The sequence below is a fragment of the Nonomuraea sediminis genome, from assembly GCF_018531495.1.
Classification (GTDB): domain Bacteria; phylum Actinomycetota; class Actinomycetes; order Streptosporangiales; family Streptosporangiaceae; genus Nonomuraea; species Nonomuraea sediminis.
Window position 1 is genome coordinate 1,512,884 of sequence record NZ_JAHDTI010000001.1, and the last position, 17,170, is coordinate 1,530,053.

General features: G+C 67.1%; 20 protein-coding genes. 12 read left to right on the top strand and 8 right to left on the bottom strand.

Features of this window, described 5'->3' with window-relative positions; genetic code table 11:
- Positions 1-42 precede the first annotated feature (42 nt).
- A complete protein-coding gene (locus KIK09_RS06955) occupies positions 43-531 on the bottom strand; it encodes a DUF5946 family protein (RefSeq protein WP_214317761.1) in 489 nt (162 codons plus the stop codon).
- Positions 532-699: 168 nt separating this feature from the next.
- Positions 700-1,047 (bottom strand): helix-turn-helix transcriptional regulator, encoded by a 348-nt coding sequence (locus tag KIK09_RS06960; RefSeq protein WP_214317762.1) that lies wholly within the window; start codon positions 1,045-1,047, stop codon positions 700-702.
- 181 nt (positions 1,048-1,228) lie between these two features.
- On the opposite strand from KIK09_RS06960, the gene KIK09_RS06965 reads away from it, so the two are divergent.
- The 4 genes from KIK09_RS06965 to KIK09_RS06980 all read left to right on the top strand — a co-directional run bounded on the left by KIK09_RS06965 (position 1,229) and on the right by KIK09_RS06980 (position 4,349).
- Complete coding sequence (locus KIK09_RS06965; protein ID WP_214317763.1) at positions 1,229-1,588, top strand: STAS domain-containing protein; 360 nt, start codon at positions 1,229-1,231, stop codon at positions 1,586-1,588.
- A 283-nt stretch (positions 1,589-1,871) separates the two neighbouring features.
- Entirely contained in the window at positions 1,872-2,261 is a 390-nt protein-coding gene (locus KIK09_RS06970; protein ID WP_214317764.1) for a PPOX class F420-dependent oxidoreductase, read from the top strand.
- Between the two features lie 187 nt (positions 2,262-2,448).
- Positions 2,449-3,258 carry a maleylpyruvate isomerase family mycothiol-dependent enzyme gene (locus KIK09_RS06975; RefSeq protein ID WP_214317765.1) on the top strand — a complete coding sequence of 270 codons (810 nt, stop codon included), beginning with the start codon at positions 2,449-2,451 and terminating at the stop codon, positions 3,256-3,258.
- Positions 3,259-3,428: 170 nt separating this feature from the next.
- Positions 3,429-4,349: an alpha/beta fold hydrolase gene (locus KIK09_RS06980; protein ID WP_308163949.1), complete on the top strand. Its 921-nt coding sequence runs from the start codon at positions 3,429-3,431 to the stop codon at positions 4,347-4,349.
- Positions 4,350-4,353: 4 nt separating this feature from the next.
- On the opposite strand, the gene KIK09_RS06985 is transcribed toward KIK09_RS06980, so the two are convergent.
- Positions 4,354-4,662: a hypothetical protein gene (locus KIK09_RS06985; protein ID WP_214317767.1), complete on the bottom strand. Its 309-nt coding sequence runs from the start codon at positions 4,660-4,662 to the stop codon at positions 4,354-4,356.
- 63 nt (positions 4,663-4,725) lie between these two features.
- Between KIK09_RS06985 and KIK09_RS06990 the strand changes: the two genes are divergently transcribed.
- From KIK09_RS06990 to KIK09_RS07015, 6 genes are all read left to right on the top strand, one after another.
- Complete coding sequence (locus KIK09_RS06990; RefSeq protein WP_308163950.1) at positions 4,726-5,361, top strand: TetR/AcrR family transcriptional regulator; 636 nt, start codon at positions 4,726-4,728, stop codon at positions 5,359-5,361.
- A 214-nt stretch (positions 5,362-5,575) separates the two neighbouring features.
- Entirely contained in the window at positions 5,576-6,757 is a 1,182-nt protein-coding gene (locus KIK09_RS06995; RefSeq protein ID WP_214317769.1) for a lanthionine synthetase C family protein, read from the top strand.
- Positions 6,754-6,969, top strand: a complete 216-nt coding sequence (locus tag KIK09_RS07000) for a hypothetical protein (protein ID WP_214317770.1) — start codon at positions 6,754-6,756, stop codon at positions 6,967-6,969. The genes KIK09_RS06995 and KIK09_RS07000 overlap by 4 nt, the downstream gene beginning before the upstream one ends.
- Complete coding sequence (locus tag KIK09_RS57455) at positions 6,969-8,417, top strand: class III lanthionine synthetase LanKC N-terminal domain-containing protein (protein ID WP_214317771.1); 1,449 nt, start codon at positions 6,969-6,971, stop codon at positions 8,415-8,417. The genes KIK09_RS07000 and KIK09_RS57455 overlap by 1 nt, the downstream gene beginning before the upstream one ends.
- Positions 8,418-8,679: 262 nt before the next feature.
- Positions 8,680-9,402 carry a DUF4142 domain-containing protein gene (locus KIK09_RS07010; RefSeq protein WP_214317772.1) on the top strand — a complete coding sequence of 241 codons (723 nt, stop codon included), beginning with the start codon at positions 8,680-8,682 and terminating at the stop codon, positions 9,400-9,402.
- The gene (locus KIK09_RS07015; RefSeq protein WP_214317773.1) at positions 9,387-10,001 is read left to right on the top strand and encodes a class F sortase; all 615 of its coding nucleotides are present in this window, start codon (positions 9,387-9,389) and stop codon (positions 9,999-10,001) included. The genes KIK09_RS07010 and KIK09_RS07015 overlap by 16 nt, the downstream gene beginning before the upstream one ends.
- 169 nt (positions 10,002-10,170) lie before the next feature.
- On the opposite strand, the gene KIK09_RS07020 is transcribed toward KIK09_RS07015, so the two are convergent.
- Positions 10,171-10,866: an SDR family NAD(P)-dependent oxidoreductase gene (locus KIK09_RS07020; protein WP_214317774.1), complete on the bottom strand. Its 696-nt coding sequence runs from the start codon at positions 10,864-10,866 to the stop codon at positions 10,171-10,173.
- A gap of 86 nt (positions 10,867-10,952) precedes the next feature.
- Between KIK09_RS07020 and KIK09_RS07025 the strand changes: the two genes are divergently transcribed.
- Positions 10,953-11,552 carry a TetR/AcrR family transcriptional regulator gene (locus tag KIK09_RS07025; protein ID WP_214317775.1) on the top strand — a complete coding sequence of 200 codons (600 nt, stop codon included), beginning with the start codon at positions 10,953-10,955 and terminating at the stop codon, positions 11,550-11,552.
- A gap of 440 nt (positions 11,553-11,992) precedes the next feature.
- Here KIK09_RS07025 and pafA read toward each other — a convergent pair whose 3' ends face one another.
- Positions 11,993-13,351 carry a Pup--protein ligase gene (pafA, locus tag KIK09_RS07030; protein WP_214317776.1) on the bottom strand — a complete coding sequence of 453 codons (1,359 nt, stop codon included), beginning with the start codon at positions 13,349-13,351 and terminating at the stop codon, positions 11,993-11,995.
- 656 nt (positions 13,352-14,007) lie between these two features.
- Here pafA and KIK09_RS07035 point away from each other — a divergent pair.
- A complete protein-coding gene (locus KIK09_RS07035) occupies positions 14,008-14,964 on the top strand; it encodes a C40 family peptidase (protein ID WP_214317777.1) in 957 nt (318 codons plus the stop codon).
- A gap of 91 nt (positions 14,965-15,055) precedes the next feature.
- Here the strand turns inward: KIK09_RS07035 and KIK09_RS07040 are convergent, their stop codons facing one another.
- From KIK09_RS07040 to KIK09_RS07050, 3 genes are all read right to left on the bottom strand, one after another.
- Positions 15,056-15,652, bottom strand: coding sequence for a dihydrofolate reductase family protein (locus KIK09_RS07040; RefSeq protein WP_214317778.1), 597 nt, complete (start codon positions 15,650-15,652; stop codon positions 15,056-15,058).
- 74 nt (positions 15,653-15,726) lie between these two features.
- Entirely contained in the window at positions 15,727-16,569 is an 843-nt protein-coding gene (locus tag KIK09_RS07045) for a helix-turn-helix domain-containing protein (protein ID WP_214317779.1), read from the bottom strand.
- Positions 16,570-16,704: 135 nt separating this feature from the next.
- On the bottom strand, positions 16,705-17,124 hold the full coding sequence (locus KIK09_RS07050; protein ID WP_214317780.1) for a MarR family winged helix-turn-helix transcriptional regulator: 420 nt from the start codon (positions 17,122-17,124) through the stop codon (positions 16,705-16,707).
- Between the last annotated feature and the right edge of the window lie 46 nt (positions 17,125-17,170).

Consider the following 17,170-nt stretch of genomic DNA (forward strand, 5'->3'; position numbering starts at 1 on the left):
CGTTTCGCTTTTGGGGATGGCTCCTGTCGCGGCCTTCGGGTATCAGGCCTGGATAGATCTCCAGGACTCCACGGTCGCTTCGACGATGGTCTCGATGCGGTGTCCGTATGTCAGATGCCCATCAGAGACGAAGCTGCCGTCACTGAACGGCAAGCCGCAGAACGTGGCGCGGAAGTGCCTGGGAGGTCCGCCCGGCGGGAGCGGCTCGTATGCCGCCAGTGGCGCCATGTCGTAGCTCGACTGTGCCCTGTGTTTGTTCCGCGCCACCTGATGAGCCGCCACGCGAAGCAGCGCGTCAAGGCCCTTGTCCAGGTAGAGCTGCATTTGGCGGAATTGACCGTCAAGGTACTTCTCGTGAGCTCTGGAAGGATGTTGCAGGAGATACGCACAGACCACAGGCGCGTGCCACCTGTACATTTCAGGATCGGCTTGCTCTTCAGAGAGGATGGCGTGGTAGTAGTCCACGCATACGCCCAGCGGGCCGGCAACTGCGCCGCAGTCGCACTGACCGCCGGCTGAGCTCTCTGTCATGACCTGCAACATAGGTGGCCGGTAAGACCCTTGTCGACGGGATTTCGGCACCTACTGAGCAATATGCGGTAGGCAGACCCTGGAGTGCCGCCAGGCCGGCGGGCTCGCGGCTGCGCATCTCCGAGCACACGGAGACGCCCCCACCGTAGTGGTCGAGGGTCTGCGGCCTCAGCTGGGGCCGTGCAGGGAATCGATCGGTTCGGGCAGGGAATCGCCAGGGGCGTCCCGTTCGGTGAACATGTCGACGAGGACGCGGATGGGCAGGTCCGCCTCGGTCGGGTAGCGGAAGTGCTTGTCCATGTTCAGCCCGTAGTGGTTGCGCCGTCCGACCTTGGTGCGGGTCAGGTAGCCGCCGTCATGAAGGTCGCTCAGGATGCGGTGGGCTGCGCGTTCGGTGATTCCGATGGTGGCCGCGATGTCGCGCACCCGGATCTCTGGGTCGCGGGCGACCTCCACCAGGACACGGGCGTGGTGGGTAAGGAAGGTCCAGGAAGGGCGTTGTCCGTCTGGGTCCACGTCGGTCCACCTCCGGCATCCGTACAGCCTTGCCGTTAATCTACCAAGCCTGATTCATGACAGGTATTTCATGTATGGTGCTTCATGACTATTCTGACAGGAGGAGCTCTCCGTCCGCACCTGGGGAGGTTGCAATGTCCATCCCGCCCATGAGCACCCCCTGCCCCGCCGGAGCGCCACTGTGAAGCCGCGGCACCACGACGCGGGCCTGAGGGAAGCCGTTCTCTATGCCGACAGCCAACTGCGCATCACGCACAGACCGCAGCCTCACCGCGTCACCGTCCGATTGATCGGCGAGGTCGACGCGACCAACCACACGGCGCTAAGCCGCACCCTCACCCAGCTTCATGAGGGCACTCAGCAGGTGATCGTGGATGTTCAACTGCTGCGCTTCATCGACAGCCGCGGGCTGGTCATCCTGGATGACTTCAGCCGCAGAGGCTGGATCCATCTGGCCAACATGTCGCCGCAGTTCCGCCACCTCTGCTCGATCCTGCACATGACCTTCGAAGACTTCGGCGGAAAGTTCGCCATGGGCTAGCTCCCGATGGCAAGCGGGCCATCTGGCGGGATGCCCACGGCCGGCGCTCGCGGTTGGCTTCGCCGAGCGCGGCGTGTTGAGCGCCGTCGCGCGCGGGGTCGCGCATCCCGAGCGTGATCCTCACCGGGTGCGGGCCGCGCGAATGCGTGCTCAGCGCATCGAGTGGTCGACCGGCGGCCGTGCCGGGCGAATCGTGGCGTCGGCATTGCGGACGACTGAGCTGCAGTGGTTCACCGTGATCGGGCTTGACTGCCATTGACGTCAAGGTTCCAGACTGACGCGCATGATCTTCACCCAAGCCGAACTCGACTACCTGGCCACGCAGCGCATCGGGCGGCTGGCCACCGTCTCGCCGGACGGACAGGTCCAGAACAACCCCACCAACTTCTTCGTCGACACCGATACTGGCTTGATCGTCATTGGTGGGCACGCGCTGGGCACGTCCAAGAAGTTCAGAAACGTCCAGCAGGGCAGCACCGTCGCGTTCGTCGTCGACGATCTGGCGACGATCGATCCGTGGGCGCCCCGGGGCATCGAGATCCGGGGCACTGCAGTGGCGTTGACGGACCACGAGCCGCCCCTGCCGTACTTCTCCCGGGAGATCATCAGGATCACTCCCTTCAAGATCATCTCGTGGAACCTGGGCGGGCCGCGCGCGAGCCGTACGGCGTGAAGTCTCGCCAGGACGGAGTTACGCGAGGCGGAGGATGGCGATCAAAACGTCCTTGCCGCCACCGTTGACCGGCTCACCTTCGGCGGAAACATCAGCGAGACCGGCGCGTGGCCCCTGCGCGGCACTTGACCTTGACGCCGGCGTCAAGGGGTAGCGTCGCTGGCTGCCACGGATGCGGAAGTGGCCGATGGGTTTGTTTGACCAGCGTGGGAAGGGTGCGGTCTGTCTCGTGGCTCGTCTGACATATGAGCAGTACTGCGATGCGGTCGAGGCCACGGACGCGATCTTCGTCGAGTTGATGGCGGGCTCCGATCTGGAGACGCCGGTGCCCACCTGCCCCGGCTGGACGCTCGCTGACCTGATCAAGCATCACGGCACCACCCATCGATGGATGGAGCACCTGGTAAGCCACCGCGCGACCGAGCGCGTCTGGTCCCGGGACGTACCGGTCGACCTGCCGCAGGACACGGCGGCTTACCCGGCCTGGCTGGCGCGGAGCGCGGAGATGTCGCTGCGCACGCTTCGAGGCGCCGACCCTGATGCCCCGAACTGGACCCACGGGGCAGACCGGCATGTGCGCTTCTTCCCGCGCCGTCTGCTGTGCGAGGCGGTCGTCCATCTCGCCGACGCCGAGCTCGCTCTGGGGCGCACTCCGCGCGTCGCCCCTGGCATCGCCGCCGACGGCATCGATGAGTTCCTGGAGAACCTGCCTTACTACTCATGGATCGCCGAACCTGTGAGCCGGCTGGATCGCGATGGCGAGACGCTGCGGTTCTCCTCCACCGACACCGATGACGGGTGGCTGATCAAGCTCGGGGACGGCTGCGCCTGGCAAACCGATCGCGGTGCCGCTCAGGCGACGGTCACCGTACGCGGGGCCTGCGGCGATCTGCTGCTGCTGACGTACGGGCGGCTCCGGCCCAGCGATGCGGGGCGCTTCATCGTGACCGGGGACGTCGAACTGCTCAGCTCGTGGTTGGGAGCCACTGGGCTGTGAGATCGATGGCGATTCGTGCAGTTCCTCCTTGGGCCTGGGGGCACGACGCGGGCCTGAACCTTGGACCCACCACACGCGGCGGGCCCTCTTACTGCGGGACCCTGTTTTCTGTCCAACCTGGCCCGTCTATCAACGGATCATCCGGCACCACGCCCGAAGGAGACGTCATCGTGAGTGAAGTGCTGTCCGACGCTGAGTTGGCACGCTCGCTTGATGGTGGATTCGTCAGCAGTCACGCCGACGTCAACGGGACCCGTCTGCACTATGTGACCGGCGGGCATGGCGAGCCCTTGCTCCTGCTGGGTGGATGGCCGCAGACGTGGTGGCAGTTCCACAAGATCATGCCGCCTCTCGCCGAACGCCACCAGGTGATCGCCGTCGATCTGCGCGGCATGGGCGGCTCGGACAAGCCCTCCTCCGGGTACGACAAGAAGACGATGGCCGCCGACATCCTCGGGCTCGTGCGCCGGCTGGGGCACGACCGGGTGGACATCGCCGGCCACGACATCGGCGGCATGGTCGCCTACGCCTTCGCCGCGAACCATCCCGCCCACATCCGGCGCATCGCCCTGCTGGACATCGCCCACCCTGACGAGCGCTTCTACAACCACTCCCTGCTCCCCCGGCCCGGGCGCCAGCAGGTCGACGGCGAAATCCACGCCGGGCCGGGACGCTTCCTGTGGTGGTTCGCCTTCAACCAGGTGCCCGGCCTGCCGGAACGCCTGCTCGCCGGCCGGTCCCGCGAGCTGATCGACTGGATGTGCGACTACCTGATCGAGGATCCCGCCTCCATCAGCGACCGTGATCGCGACATCTACGCCCGCGCGTACTCCACTCCGGACGCGATCCGCGCGGGCAACGCCTGGTACCGGGCGTTCGGGCAGGACATCGCCGATGAGAAGACCTACGGCAAGGTGACCGCCCCGATGCTGGGCCTGGGCGGCGGAGAGGGAGGTCACCTGCTCCTCCAGGCGGTGCTGCCGGACAAGGGCACCGATGTCGAGGTGGTGCTCGTGCCGGACAGCGGCCACTACATTCCCGAGGAGCAGCCGGAGCTCGTCGTCAAGCATCTGACCCGGTTCTTCGCCTGACGACTCACGCGACCCCAGAACCTGGCTCTCCGATCCAGGCGTCGATGAGTTCGAGACGCTCGACCGGCGGCTCGGGCGGGCGGAAACCGAGCGCCTCGGTCACGACGCTGTCGACGACCGGGTGGAGGCGCTCCTCGACGAAGCTGTCCCAGTCGGCCTTGGACTCCCATACATCGACGTAGCGCAGGCCGCCCTCGACGCGGTAGGCCAGGTGCGCGATGAGCCCCTTGGGCGGTTCGGGGCCCAGCCCTTCCTTGATGCGGGCATACACGTCGGGCCCGATCGGAACGTCGTAGGTGAACGCGTGTGCCATGAGACCCTCCCCATCGCATTTCATCCGAAGCCACTTCGGACGGATATGGATAGCATGAGACCCGTGGCATCACAGGTCAAGAGGCGATACGACGCCAGCGGGCGACAGCAGGCGGCACAGGCCAACCGGCGGGCCATCCTGAACGCGGCCCAGGAGCTGTTCACCACCCGCGGCTACGCAGCCACGACGATGCACGACATCGCCGAGCGCGCCGGAGTCGCCCTGGACACCGTCTACGCCACGGTCGGCCGTAAACCCGCGGTCTTCCTGGAACTGGTGGAGACCGCGATATCCGGCACCGACCAGGTCGTTCCCGCCCGGCAGCGCGACTACGTGCGCGCCATCCGCGCCGAACCCGACGCGGCGCACAAGCTGGAGATCTACGCCCGCGCGATCGGCGACATCCACAGCAGGCTGGCCCCGCTGCTGCGCGTCGCCCAGACGGCGACCCACCCGGAAGTGCGCGAGGTCTGGCAGGACATCGCACGACGCCGCGCGGCCAACATGCGCGAGCTGGCCCAGGACCTCGCCGACACCGGGCAGCTCCGCCCCGACCTCGACCTGAACGAGATCGCCGACATCATCTGGGCCACCAACTCCCCAGAGTTCTACTGCCTCCTGGTAGAGGACCGAGGCTGGTCACCGGAGCGGTTCACCACCTGGCTGGGCGACACCTGGCGCCGCCTGCTCCTCGCTTGACGCCCCAAGTGTCAGCTCCTGAGATCACGATCCCGGGCCCTTCCACGGATCACGGTGACTTGAGCGTGGCAGACGCCCGAGCGGACAGATCGTCTCGGCATCCCAGATGATCCGGCTCAGCAGGTCGGGCGAAGCCGCCATTGGTCGGCGGAACGCGGTCGTCTGAGTAGGGGATACTCAGGGAAGCTCTGGCGAGCCGCCCTACATTCAGTACGTGGCGACCCTCCTGGAAGAGCGACGTGACGGGGCTCGCGCCCGGCTGTTGGCCGAGGTGCGCGACGTTCTGGAGTCGACCACCCGTCACACCGCGGGCAGCGCGGATGTCGGCCGCAGGGATCGGCTGTGGGCGGCTGATCCTCGGGTTCTGCTGACCAATCCTCTCAGCGTCGCCTATGGGGCCTGCGGGACGATGCTGTTCCTGAACACGGTCGCCGGCCCGCTGCCGGAGCGGCTGGTGCGGTGGCTGCTCGACCAGCCGCTCAGCACGCGTTCCTACCCGCCGGGGCTGTTCCTGGGGCTGGGCGGCATCGCCTGGACTCTGCGTGAGCTGGGCTGCGACGAGGCCGCTGACCGTGCGCTCGCCGTACTGTATCGATCGCCTTTGCTGTTCGAGGAGCCTCATCTGCTTCATGGCGCTTCGGGGTGGGGGCTCGTCGCGATCGATCAATTCCGCAGGACCGGTGACGAAGAGCATCTGGCGTGGGCGCTGCGGGCCGGCCGCTATCTGCAGCACACGGCTTGGCACGACGGGGATTCGGCTCATTGGCGGAGTGCGGGTGAGGAGAAGGTCCATTTCGGGTTCGGATTCGGCGCCTCGGGTGTCGCGCTATTCCTGCTCCAGCTCCACGCGGTGACGGGAGATGCGGAATTCGCGGAGCTCGCCGTACGGGCGCTGGATTTCGATGTGGCGCACCGGGTCGAGAACGAGCTCGGCTGGAACTGGCAGCGATACGAAGGCGACGCCCTGATCCGGCCGTACTGGATCGAGGGTGGCGCGGGCATCGGCAGCGTGGCCATCCGCGCGCACCACCTGCTCGGTTCGGCTCGCCATCTGGCCGTGGCCGAGCGGATCGCGCAGGACCTGTGTCTCAAATTCACCGTGACCCCGGGACTGTTCGAAGGGCTCACGGGAATCGCCGAGTTCATGCTCGACATGCATCGCTTCACCGGTGAGCAGGCCTACCTCGACCAGGCTCTGGACATGGCGGAGACGATCCTGTGGTTCAGGGTGCCCGCAGAGGGCGGGACGGCCTGGCCCGGGCGTTCACTGGACCGGATCACCCACGACTACGCCACAGGGGCGGCGGGCATCGGGCTCTTTCTGGCGCGGCTGTGCCAACCCGGTCCTCGCCTGTTTCTCGATATCGAAGGAGAAGGAAAAGGAGAGAGAAGATGAGCGAAGAGACGACCGGCCAGAGCACGCTGGAAGAGCGGCTGGCGAGAGTGGAGCAGGTTCTCGGCCTGCAGCGCCTGCAGGCCGACGACGGAGGAGATGGCGAGGACGCCGCGGGGTGCAGCGCGCAGTCGAACAACTGCAGCCACCACAGCAGCGCGAGCATCCTCTGCGGCGCAATCGACGAAGTCCCCGCTGTTCCGCTCAGGTTCTAGTGACCGGCACGACAGCAGGCGAATACGCTGACCGGCTGCGCGGACTTCTGCCTCCATCATGGACGCTGAGCCGGGATGCGATCTGGCTGCACGCCCAGCGCCCGCCCATCGTGGGCGGCGCTGGGACGGCCCCGATCGCCCAGGGCTTCAAGATCCACGTTTCCGTCGAGGAGACCGGCGTCTCGCAGGCGCTCGAACTGATCGTTCCCTGCTGTGTCGGGCACGGCGTCGAGTTCAAGATCGCCGCAGATTCCTCCGTCCACCAGCAGCTGAACGGGAAGTGGTATCCGCGCGGCTCTTCCGGCAAGTTCATGACGATCTATCCGCCGGACGAGGCGGCATTCATGGACCTGATCGAGCTCGTCCACCAGCGGACCAGACAGACGCCGCTCACGGGTCCGAGGATCCTCTCCGATCGCCGCTACCGGGACAGCCGCATTCTGTTCTACAGGTACGGCGGATTCCACCCGGCCCGGCGGGTCAATCTCGACGGTACCCATTCCACCTTCCTGGTGTCGCCAGAGGGGGAGCACGTGCTCGACGAGCGCCTGCCGTACTTCGAACTCCCTGCTTGGGTGCGAGACCCCTTCGAAGAGGTCACCGGCGTCGCGACAGGCGACCGGCTCCTGCGCGACCGGTATCGCATCGAGGGCGCGATCAGATTCTCCAATTCCGGCGGCGTCTACTACGGGACGGACACCCGTACGGCGATGCCTGTCGTCGTCAAGGAGGCCCGCCCGTCCACGAACGTCATGCGCGTGGGCGAGTACGCCACCGATGCGGTGACGCTGCTGACGCGCGAGTTCACGGTCCAGCGGGCGCTGCACGACCTGGCTTTCGTGCCTCGGGCGATCGAGCTGTTCACCGCCGGCGAGCACACCTTCATGGTTCAGCAACGCGTCGAGGGTGAAGGACTGCGGCCGTACTGGGCGCGCAACGAGCTCATCCTGGTGCCGTACATTCGCCGGCCCGGCCGGATCGCCCGCTGGGCTCCGCGGTTCAAGGCCGTCGCGGAAACCCTGCTGCGCATGGTCGAAGCTGTGCACGAGCGAGGGTTCCTGCTGGGCGATCTGTCGTCAGGGAATCTCATGATCGACGCATCGTCCGGGCGGATGTGGTTGCTGGACGTCGAGAGTGCCGTCGCGGTGGGCTGCTCGAGTGCCGAGATGCGCCATGCGGCGCTCTGGGGCACGCCTGGATTCCTGCATCCCGAACGGCGCTCGCGCGGGGAACTGCTTCCGGCGGACGACTTCTACGCCGCCGGCATGGTGCTGTGCGACGCGCTCGTTCCCGTGAGCTTCATCAGCCTCAATCCGGCCGCCCTGTCCCCCATCCTGGAGGAACTGGTGTCGCTGGGACTCCCTCCACAGGTCAGGGACACCATCTTCGCCCTCAGGCAGGGCGCGGTCGCGGAAGCGTCCGCGATCCTGGACGCCTGGCGAGTGTGATTCGGCCTGGAAGCGCTCCGCATCCCACCGCAACAGGGAGGACAGCGAGGTTCGCGCTTACCATGCGGCCGGCCGTACACAGATCCTCCCGAGCATGCAGACCGCGACGTGGGGGTTCAACGGAGCGTTCCTCGGGCCGGTCGAGGGAACACGGTCCAGGGCGGCGACCAACCTGCTGGCGTATCGTAATCGAACGGTCACTTTTAGTTAGTCTCCTCACGTTGGTGCACATGTGGTGCCTCTTGGCAGGGAATCGGTGAGCTTGAGCAATCTGTCCGATTCGCCCTTCTCGGAGGTAGTGATGTCGCTACGTTCTCGATGCGCCTCTTTTGTGGGGGGTGCCGCGCTTGTCGTGATGGCCATGGCCGGCGGAGCGCCCATGGCAGCAGCGGCTGAGGTGTCGGAGCAGGACAGTCAATTCCTGAGGCAAGCCCATCAGGGCAACCTTGCCGAGATCGCCCTCGGCAAGATCGCGCAGGAAAAAGGGGAGGCAGCCGTCGTCCGCTCGATCGGAGCCAGGCTCATCGCCGACCACACCAAGCTCGACGCCGCAGTGAAGGAGACCGCGCAACGCCTGCAGGTGTCGTTGCCCGCCGAGCCGTCCGCGCAGCACATGGCGGCGGCAGCGAAACTGGCCGCGCTGTCTGGTTCGGCGTTCGACCAGGCCTGGGTCGCTGCGATGATCGAGGGCCACCGGATGGCGCTGAAGATGGGGCAGCAGGAGCTCCAGGCCGGCACGGCGCCGGCGGCCAAACAGGCCGCCAAGTCCAGCGCGCCGATCATCCAAGGACACCTGGACATGTTGCTCGCGGCCCAACCGAAGCTCGGGATGCCACGTGCGGTTCCGGCCGGAGATGGCGGCCAGGCGTGGGACGACGTGATGGCGCGATCGCGGGGCTTCGGCTACGGAGCGCTCGCCGCCGGCCTGCTTCTCGCCCTGGCCGGACTCGCAATCTGGATCCGCCCCAGGTGGCGGCGACGCTGAAGGCCGCGAGCGCCGTGATCGTACTGCTCGGCACGGCGCTCGCCCTGGCCGGGGCCGCGGTCCTCACCGGCCGCCTGGAGGTTGCGCCCTCCCCTTCGGTGAACACCGGGCTCGTCCCCCCTGCCGTCTCCCTGCCGGCACCAGCTGTCGGTGACGGGATCCGGCCCGTACGCCTGCATATCCCTGCACAGCATGTCGATGCCGCTATCCGCCCCGTGGGGGTTGACGCGAACGGGACGTTGCGCGTGCCATCGCGCCCGGACCAGCTGGGCTGGTGGAGCGGAGGTGCGCGCCCGGGATCGGCAGCGGGGAGAGTGGTGATCGTCGGTCATGTGGACACCGCCGCATACGGGCCCGGCGCCTTCTTCCGGCTGGCGCACGTAGAAGTCGGGGACGAGGTGTACGTGCGTTTGGCTGACGGACAATCACGTAAATACCGGACCGTCGCCCGCCGCCTTTACCGCAAGGATCGCGTGCCCGCGCAGGTGTTTGCGCAGACCGGCCCTGCTTGCCTGGTACTCATCACCTGCGCGGGTCCGTTCGACCGCACTACCCGCCACTATCGAGACAATCTCGTCATCTACGCGCTACCGGCCTGAGCACCGCCAACCCGCCATCCATCGGGCCCGCGCCATGTTCACGCGGGCAGCGCAATCAGGCACGGACCCGGTGGTGACCGACAAGCTTCTCAGCTCGTTGTCGCACTCGCCCGGGGGCGTCTACAGGGTGCGCTGGTCGATCGAAGCGCACGCACTCGATGGGGAAGATCTACCACGGGACGATCTCGCCGTGGCGATCCAGGAACTGCAGGCCGGGGGCGCCAGCCTGCGCCTCGAGGATGTCGACGACGGCCGGGATGCTCTCCTGGGGGTTGAGGGGCGCGTCGGGTCCGCCGAGCTGGGTCTGGTTGTGGCCGGGGTCGATGAGCAGCTTGGTCTGTCCGTCGTCGGCATGGCGGGTGGCGTAACTACGCATCATCTGGTTGAGCGCGGCCTTGCTGGCTTTGTAGAGCTCATAGCCGGGCTCGGTGTTTCGCGAGATGCTGCCCTGCTCGGATGACATGACGGCGACGGTTCCGCCGGGCGCGACGAGTCCGCGGAGGGCCTCAAGGGCACGCAACGGGCTCAATGCGTTAGTGATCATCACTTCGGTGAACATGTCGGTCGGGACCTCGTCGATCGGCAGATCGCCTCGGTCGATCGCAGCGTTGACGAAGAGTAGATCGAGCCGACATCCGGCCAGGCGTTCACGCAGAGCCGCCAGCTGTTCGAAGCTTGTCATCTCCAACGATTCGACTCTGAGCTGTCCTTTCCAGGCATCGGCATTCGCTTGCAGCTCACCGCCGCTCTGGCGCGTCGTGGCGATGACTCGCCAGCCGCGTCGAACGAGCTCGCCGGCGAGGACGAGCCCCAACCCTCGAGAGGCTCCGATGATGAGTGCTTGGCGGTTGGACGTGGCGGACACATTCACTCCTTCGCATAGGGAAAACTAGTCTAGACGTGACGTTGCGTCTAGACTATATGAAGCATGCCGACGGGTATCGTGCTCGCATGCCCGCCGCGAACTCTCAACCCCGCAGAGCGCGCTCCGGCCCCCGGCGCGACGAGTCCGCACGCCTAGCCGTGCTTCATGCCGCGGACGATCTGCTCGTCGAGCACGGCTTCGGCACCCTGACCATCGAGGCGATCGCGCGTCGCGCCGGCGTCGCCAAGCAGACGATCTACCGCTGGTGGCCCTCGAAGGTCGAGATCCTCCTCGACACGCTCATCGAAGACAGCAACAAACTCTTTCCCGTCCCGACGGAGAAGCCCACGGCAGAGACCATCCGTGGCTACCTGCACGACTTCGCGCGATTCCTCACCAGCGACCCCGCCGGCAAGGTCCTGCTCGCACTCATCGCCGAGGCGCAGCACGATCCCGGCACTGCCACAAGCTTTCAAACGCGCTATCTCGGTCCACGCCGCGACCAAGAACGCGACCTGCTCGTACGCGCGATCGACGCCGGCGAGATCTCACCCAGCCTCGGCCCCGACGCAACGATCGACGCTCTTGTCGGCCCGCTCCTGTACTGCGCCCTGACCGGATCGAGTATCCCCCGCGATCTGGTGGACACCCTTGTCGAGGACCTGCTCAGGCCCCGCTCCAACTAGTGTCCGCTCAGCCCGGTCAAGCAGCCCGCCATTGGCGGCATACTCCCCGCCCGACGACGACACAAAGCCGTGACGGTCGACCTCGAGCTCCACCGCGAGGGGAGCCCAGGCCGTCGACTCGCTGGACGGCTTCAACCGAGCTGAGCGCGAAGGAACCCAGCTAGCAGGACCATGAATCCGCCCACCTCCGCGACGATGAGCAAGGTCATGAACACGCCGGTCCCCCGCGCCCGATCTCGGAACTGGTTGTCGGCGTCCCGCCTCCAAGTACCGGTGCCCAGGAGCCGATCGTGCGGGTGGTCACCTCGGTGGAGACGGCCGGGTCGGCCGAACCAGTCGGGCGGGGGCGTTGGCGATGATGAAGGTGGCACCGTTGTCGTCTTGTTTGACCCCCAGGTAGAGGAAGGTGCTGTGCTTATCGGTTCCCTCGCTCTGCTCGGTCACATGCCGGCGATCAGCTTGTCCACCCGCTCGTCGACGCTGCGGAACGGGTCCTTGCACAGCACGGTGCGCTGCGCCTGATCGTTGAGCTTCAGGTGCACCCAGTCCACGGTGAAGTCGCGCCGCTTCTCCTGCGCCTTGCGGATGAACTCGCCGCGCAGCCGTGCCCGGGTGGTCTGCGGCGGCACCGACTTGGCCTCGAAGATCCGGATGTCGGACGCCACCCGCTCCACCGCGCCGCGCCGCTGCAGCAGGTAGAACAGGCCGCGCTTGCGGTGCACGTCGTGATACGCCAGGTCGAGCTGGGCCACTCGGGGCGAAGACAGCGGCAGGTCGTACTTCTTCCGGTACCGCTCGATGAGCTGGTACTTGGTGACCCAGTCGATCTCCCGGGACACCATGTCCAGATCGCCGGTCTCCACCGCCCGCAGCGTGCGCTCCCACAGCTCCAGCACCCGCCGGGCGGTCGCGTCGCCGCCCCGCCGGTCCACGAAGTCCTTGGCCTTGCCCAGGTACTCCTGCTGGATCTCCAGCGAGGACGCCTCACGTCCGTTGGCCAGCCGGACCCGCCGCCGCCCGGTCATGTCGTGGGAGACCTCGCGGATCGCCCGGATCGGGTTCTCCAGGCTCAGGTCGCGCATCACGATGCCCGCCTCGACCATGCGCAGCACCAGGTCGGTCGCGCCCACCTTGAGCAGCATCGTGGTCTCGCTCATGTTGGAGTCACCGACGATGACGTGCAGGCGCCGGAACCGCTCGGCGTCGCCGTGCGGCTCATCGCGGGTGTTGATGATCGGGCGGGACCGGGTCGTCGCCGACGACACGCCCTCCCAGATGTGCTCGGCGCGCTGCGACACGCAGTACACCGCCCCGCGCGGGGTCTGCAGCACCTTGCCCGCGCCGCAGATGATCTGCCGGGTGACCAGGAACGGGATCAGCACGTCGGCCAGCTGCCCGAACTCCCTGTGCCGGCCCACACAGTAGTTCTCGTGGCAGCCGTAGGAGTTACCGGCCGAGTCGGTGTTGTTCTTGAACAGGTAGATGTCGCCGGCGATGCCCTCCTCGCGGAGCCGCTTCTCGGCGTCGACGAGCAGTCCCTCGACGATGCGCTCGCCGGCCTTGTCGTGGGTGACCAGCTCCACGACGCTGTCACACTCGGGGGTGGCGTACTCGGGATGGCTGCCCACGTCCAGGTACAGGCGGGCGCCGTTGGGCAGGAACACGTTGCTCGATCGGCCCCAGGACACGACCTTCCGGAACAGGTAGCGCGCCACCTCGTCCGGGGACAGCCTGCGCTGGCCTCGGAAGGTGCATGTGACGCCGTACTCGTTCTCCAGGCCGAAGATTCGTCGGTCCACTGCCTCACACTATTCCCCCCACGCCGATAGCGGGGAAGATCTTGGTTCGCGACACGCCCGGCCCGTGGGTACGGCCCTGCCCGGCCGGGCCCCGATCCCGGTGTCGAGGTACCCGTCGGGAGGAGCCGGTCGGCGGGGTGCCGCCCTCGCCGGCCAGGGGCCCGGCAGGGGGTGTAGAGGGGCGCCCCGTTTACGAGCCTTGCTATCTCGCGGGACGCTGATGGTCGGGCATCGGTCAACTGTCCACCACGGGCCGTGCAGGATCACGCTCGATGTCCCGCGGACGGGCGGAGACTCAGATGTAGTGGGTAAAGCGGCCGGCCACAGGTTATGCCGATGCTGCGGTCGGCCAATCCCGAGGGGAAGTCGACACAGGTCGCCATGGGCGCCGAGACCACAGCCGCGCCCATGGCACCTGACCCGACTCCATGGTCTTCGGCGGCATCGTGAACGTCGGCGTGCACATAGGCCATCGCCACAGTCTGAGGTGGCGGCAGCACGCCGACGCACGGCCGCGCCGTACCTCAGCCTGAAGAAGTCGACCGCGCGGACGCTCACGTTGAGGACCCAAGAGGTGATCCCCCTATCTCGGATAGTACGCATTTAACCGGGCGATTCGGGATAGCATGACGCCCCATGTACGAGGATGAATCGTAGTGCTGGCGTGGACGCTCGCCATCACTCTGTCGGCCTTCCCCGGCGGGGTCGTCGCCGCCGAGCCCAAGCCGACGATCGCTCAGGCCAAGGCCAAGCTGCGCAAGCTCAACGAGCGAGCCGACGCGGTGGTCGAGCGCTACAACCAGGCCGGCGAGCGCTATAAAGCGGCGAAGAAGAAGTACGGCGAGCTCAACGCCGACGTGACCCGGACGGGGGCCACGGCCGAGGCCCTGCGGGGCGACCTCGTCAGGATGGCGCTCAACAGCTACCAGTACGGTGACCCGACGGGCTGGGGCGGCCTCATGGCGCAGAGCTCCCCCGAGGCGACGCTGGGCAGCATGGCCTCCGTGGAGCTGATGGCGCGGGTGAAGCAGCAGCGGCTGCAGGCCTACGAGGACACCACCCGGGACCTGCGCCAGCGCTTCGCCAAGGCCAAGGCCGCACTGGGCGAGGCCGACCGCGCCCGCGACGCGGTGAGCGACGAGAAGAAGAAGGTCGAGCAATTAGTCAGTCAGCAGGTCGAGCTCCTGCGCAGGCTCGGCGCTTACAACCCGGGCGACCCCGACAGCAAGGGCGTCGAGTACACCGGGTCCGCCTCCGGCAACACCCGACTCGCGCTGCAGTTCGCCTTCGCCCAGATCGGCAAGCCGTACCAGTGGGGCGGCACCGGGCCGAACTCCTTCGACTGCTCCGGCTTCACCCAGGCGGCCTGGCGCCTGGGCGGCGTCGAACTCCCCCGCACGACCTACCAGCAGTGGGCCTGGGGCGCGCAGCGGCGCGTGCCGCTGAACGCGCTCCAGCCAGGAGACCTGCTCTTCAGCAAGGGCCTCGGCCACATGGGGATGTACGTCGGAGACGGCAAGATGATCCACTCGCCGCAGACCGGCGACGTGGTGAAGGTGAGCACTCTCGACGGCTACTGGCGCGGCCGGCTCCTCGGCGCAGTCCGGCCCTGACCGCTGTGTCACTGCGCGCTATTGCCATTCGACGCCCCTCGCCCAGGGACCCGCTTCACGATCTTGAGCGAATCTCCGCAGCCATTGGGGGCTAGCGGCGTACCTTGAACCTCAGGTGCAGCACCCCGTCGCCCTGGATGACCACGTGGGGATGCTCGAGGAGAAGCTGCCCGTCGATGCCGCCGAAGTAGCGTTTGCCTGACCCGAACACCACCGGCACCACGTCCATCGCCACCTCGTCCACGAGGCCGGCCGCGAGGATCTGGCTGCCCACGTCGCCGGCGTTCACAGCGACGGTTCGATCCCCGGCGAGCTCCTGGGCCTTGTCGATCGCGGCTGTCACGCCATCGACGAAATGGCACGAAGCCTCGGGGTGCCAGCCCTCGGGCTTGGGCCGGTGGGACACCACGACCACGTGGTCGCCCGCGGGCGGCCGCCCCTCCCAGCCGTTCACCAGGTCGAACAGGTTGCGGCCCATCACGATCACGCCGATCGCCGCCCACATCGGCCGGACGTACTCCGCCGATGCGCGTGAGACCTTGAAGCGGCTTCCAGCTCCGGAATGGTCGCCTTCGGTGATCGGGGTGTCCCCGTTGAAGTACCAATCGTGCAGTGGCCCGACGTCGTCGTTCTTGTCGGCGATGAAACCGTCCACCGACACCACGTTGTGCATGATTACCGTGCCCACAGGTTCTCCTCGATGCTCCTCGTGCGTTCGCCTCCGATCCTGTCGCCCCGCAGGGTGCCTGGGCTTGTAAAAAATCAATCAGCGGGCATCGGACCGCTGTCCGGCGGGAACCCCCGCTCGGCGGGGAATCGGCGCCGCAGGGCCAGGTATTCCGTCGGGGTGTGGCCGGTGAAGTCCTTGAACTCCCTGCTGAAGTGGGCCTGGTCGAAGTAGCCCGCCGTTTGGGCGAGCTGCGACCAGTCGACCGGACGGCGGGCGTCTACGGACACGATCAGCTGCGCGAAGCGGTAGATCCGCGCCACCCGCTTCGGAGTGACCCCGACATGAGACTTGAACTGCGCGGCCAGGTGATTGCCGCTCACCCCGGCGGCATCGGTCAGCGCACCGACCGGGACCGCGCCGTGGGAGGTCTCCAAACGCCCACCTGCGTGCCGGACCAGGTCGAGACCACGCGACGATGCCCAGGAAAGTCGCGATCGCAGTTCCTCCTCCAGTACCCGCAGTGTCTCGGTGGCCGATGCGAGGTCGCCGACCTGGTTGCGAATCCGGTCCACAGACCGCTGCCAGACGGCGTCGACCGGCACCCATCGGTCGCGCAGCTCAGTCAACGGCATGTCGACGAACGGCGACATCCCCCAAGGCTTGAAGTGCACCCCGACGAGCCGCACCCGGGCGGGGTACTCGACGAGAAAACGCCTGGTCCATACACCCATGAACCACCCATCGGTGAACAGCTCCGGCGGCACCGAAGGGTCGGAATCCCACAGGCGGGCGGGTTCGCCCAGGTTGACGAACAGGTGCGCCGACGGCATCGGCGGGACGTTCATCCGGCGGTGGCGCGGCACCCCGGTCAGGCAGTAGATGTCGTCGATGAACCGGTCGAGCGGCGGGGCGGGCACCCGGCCGACGTATTCCATGGACCCAGTGTGGCCTCCGGGGTGCCGATTACGCAGATCGATCTGGCGAAAGCAGCACCAGCGTGCTCTGCGCGCCACCGACCTGCTCACCTCGGAAAGCCTGCCGTGAAGTCTTCAGGGAGGCTGTGGTCGAACCTATTCGCCCTCCTCGCCGATGACGCGTCGCAGCAGACCGAGCAGGGCGGCGCGGTCGGCAGCCGACAGCGGGGCATAGCAGTCGGTGAGCACCTCGTCGGCGACCCGGTGTCCTGCCACCAGGATCTGCTCGCCGGAGGGCGTCAGGTAGTGCTCGATACGCCGGCCGTTCCCCGGGCGGCGTTCGATCAGCCCGAGGGCGGTCAACCGCCCGGCGAGCGTGCCGAACGCCTGCTCGCTCTGGAACGTCGCCTCGGCCAGCGCACGCGCCGAGGCCCCGGGCGAGCGGCTGATCGCCCGCAGCGCGTCCCACTGAGCCAGCGTGGTGCCGACCGCCGCGAGCCGGCTGTCGAGCGCCCGGTGCTGCCGGTACTGAACCTGTTTGACCGCTCTTCCCAGGACTTGCAGTTCATCGGGCATGCACCCAGCATAGACCAAACTAAGCTTGTTTATATAAACAAGCTTA

Coding starts and splice junctions, on each gene's coding strand:
- KIK09_RS06955 (WP_214317761.1), bottom strand. CDS start 531: ATGACAGAGAGCTCAGCCGGCGGTCAGTGCGACTGCGGCGCAGTTGCC.
- KIK09_RS06970 (WP_214317764.1), top strand. CDS start 1,872: ATGATCTTCACCCAAGCCGAACTCGACTACCTGGCCACGCAGCGCATC.
- KIK09_RS06975 (WP_214317765.1), top strand. CDS start 2,449: ATGGGTTTGTTTGACCAGCGTGGGAAGGGTGCGGTCTGTCTCGTGGCT.
- KIK09_RS06985 (WP_214317767.1), bottom strand. CDS start 4,662: ATGGCACACGCGTTCACCTACGACGTTCCGATCGGGCCCGACGTGTAT.
- KIK09_RS07000 (WP_214317770.1), top strand. CDS start 6,754: ATGAGCGAAGAGACGACCGGCCAGAGCACGCTGGAAGAGCGGCTGGCG.
- KIK09_RS07025 (WP_214317775.1), top strand. CDS start 10,953: ATGCCCGCCGCGAACTCTCAACCCCGCAGAGCGCGCTCCGGCCCCCGG.
- KIK09_RS07045 (WP_214317779.1), bottom strand. CDS start 16,569: ATGGAATACGTCGGCCGGGTGCCCGCCCCGCCGCTCGACCGGTTCATC.
- KIK09_RS07050 (WP_214317780.1), bottom strand. CDS start 17,124: ATGCCCGATGAACTGCAAGTCCTGGGAAGAGCGGTCAAACAGGTTCAG.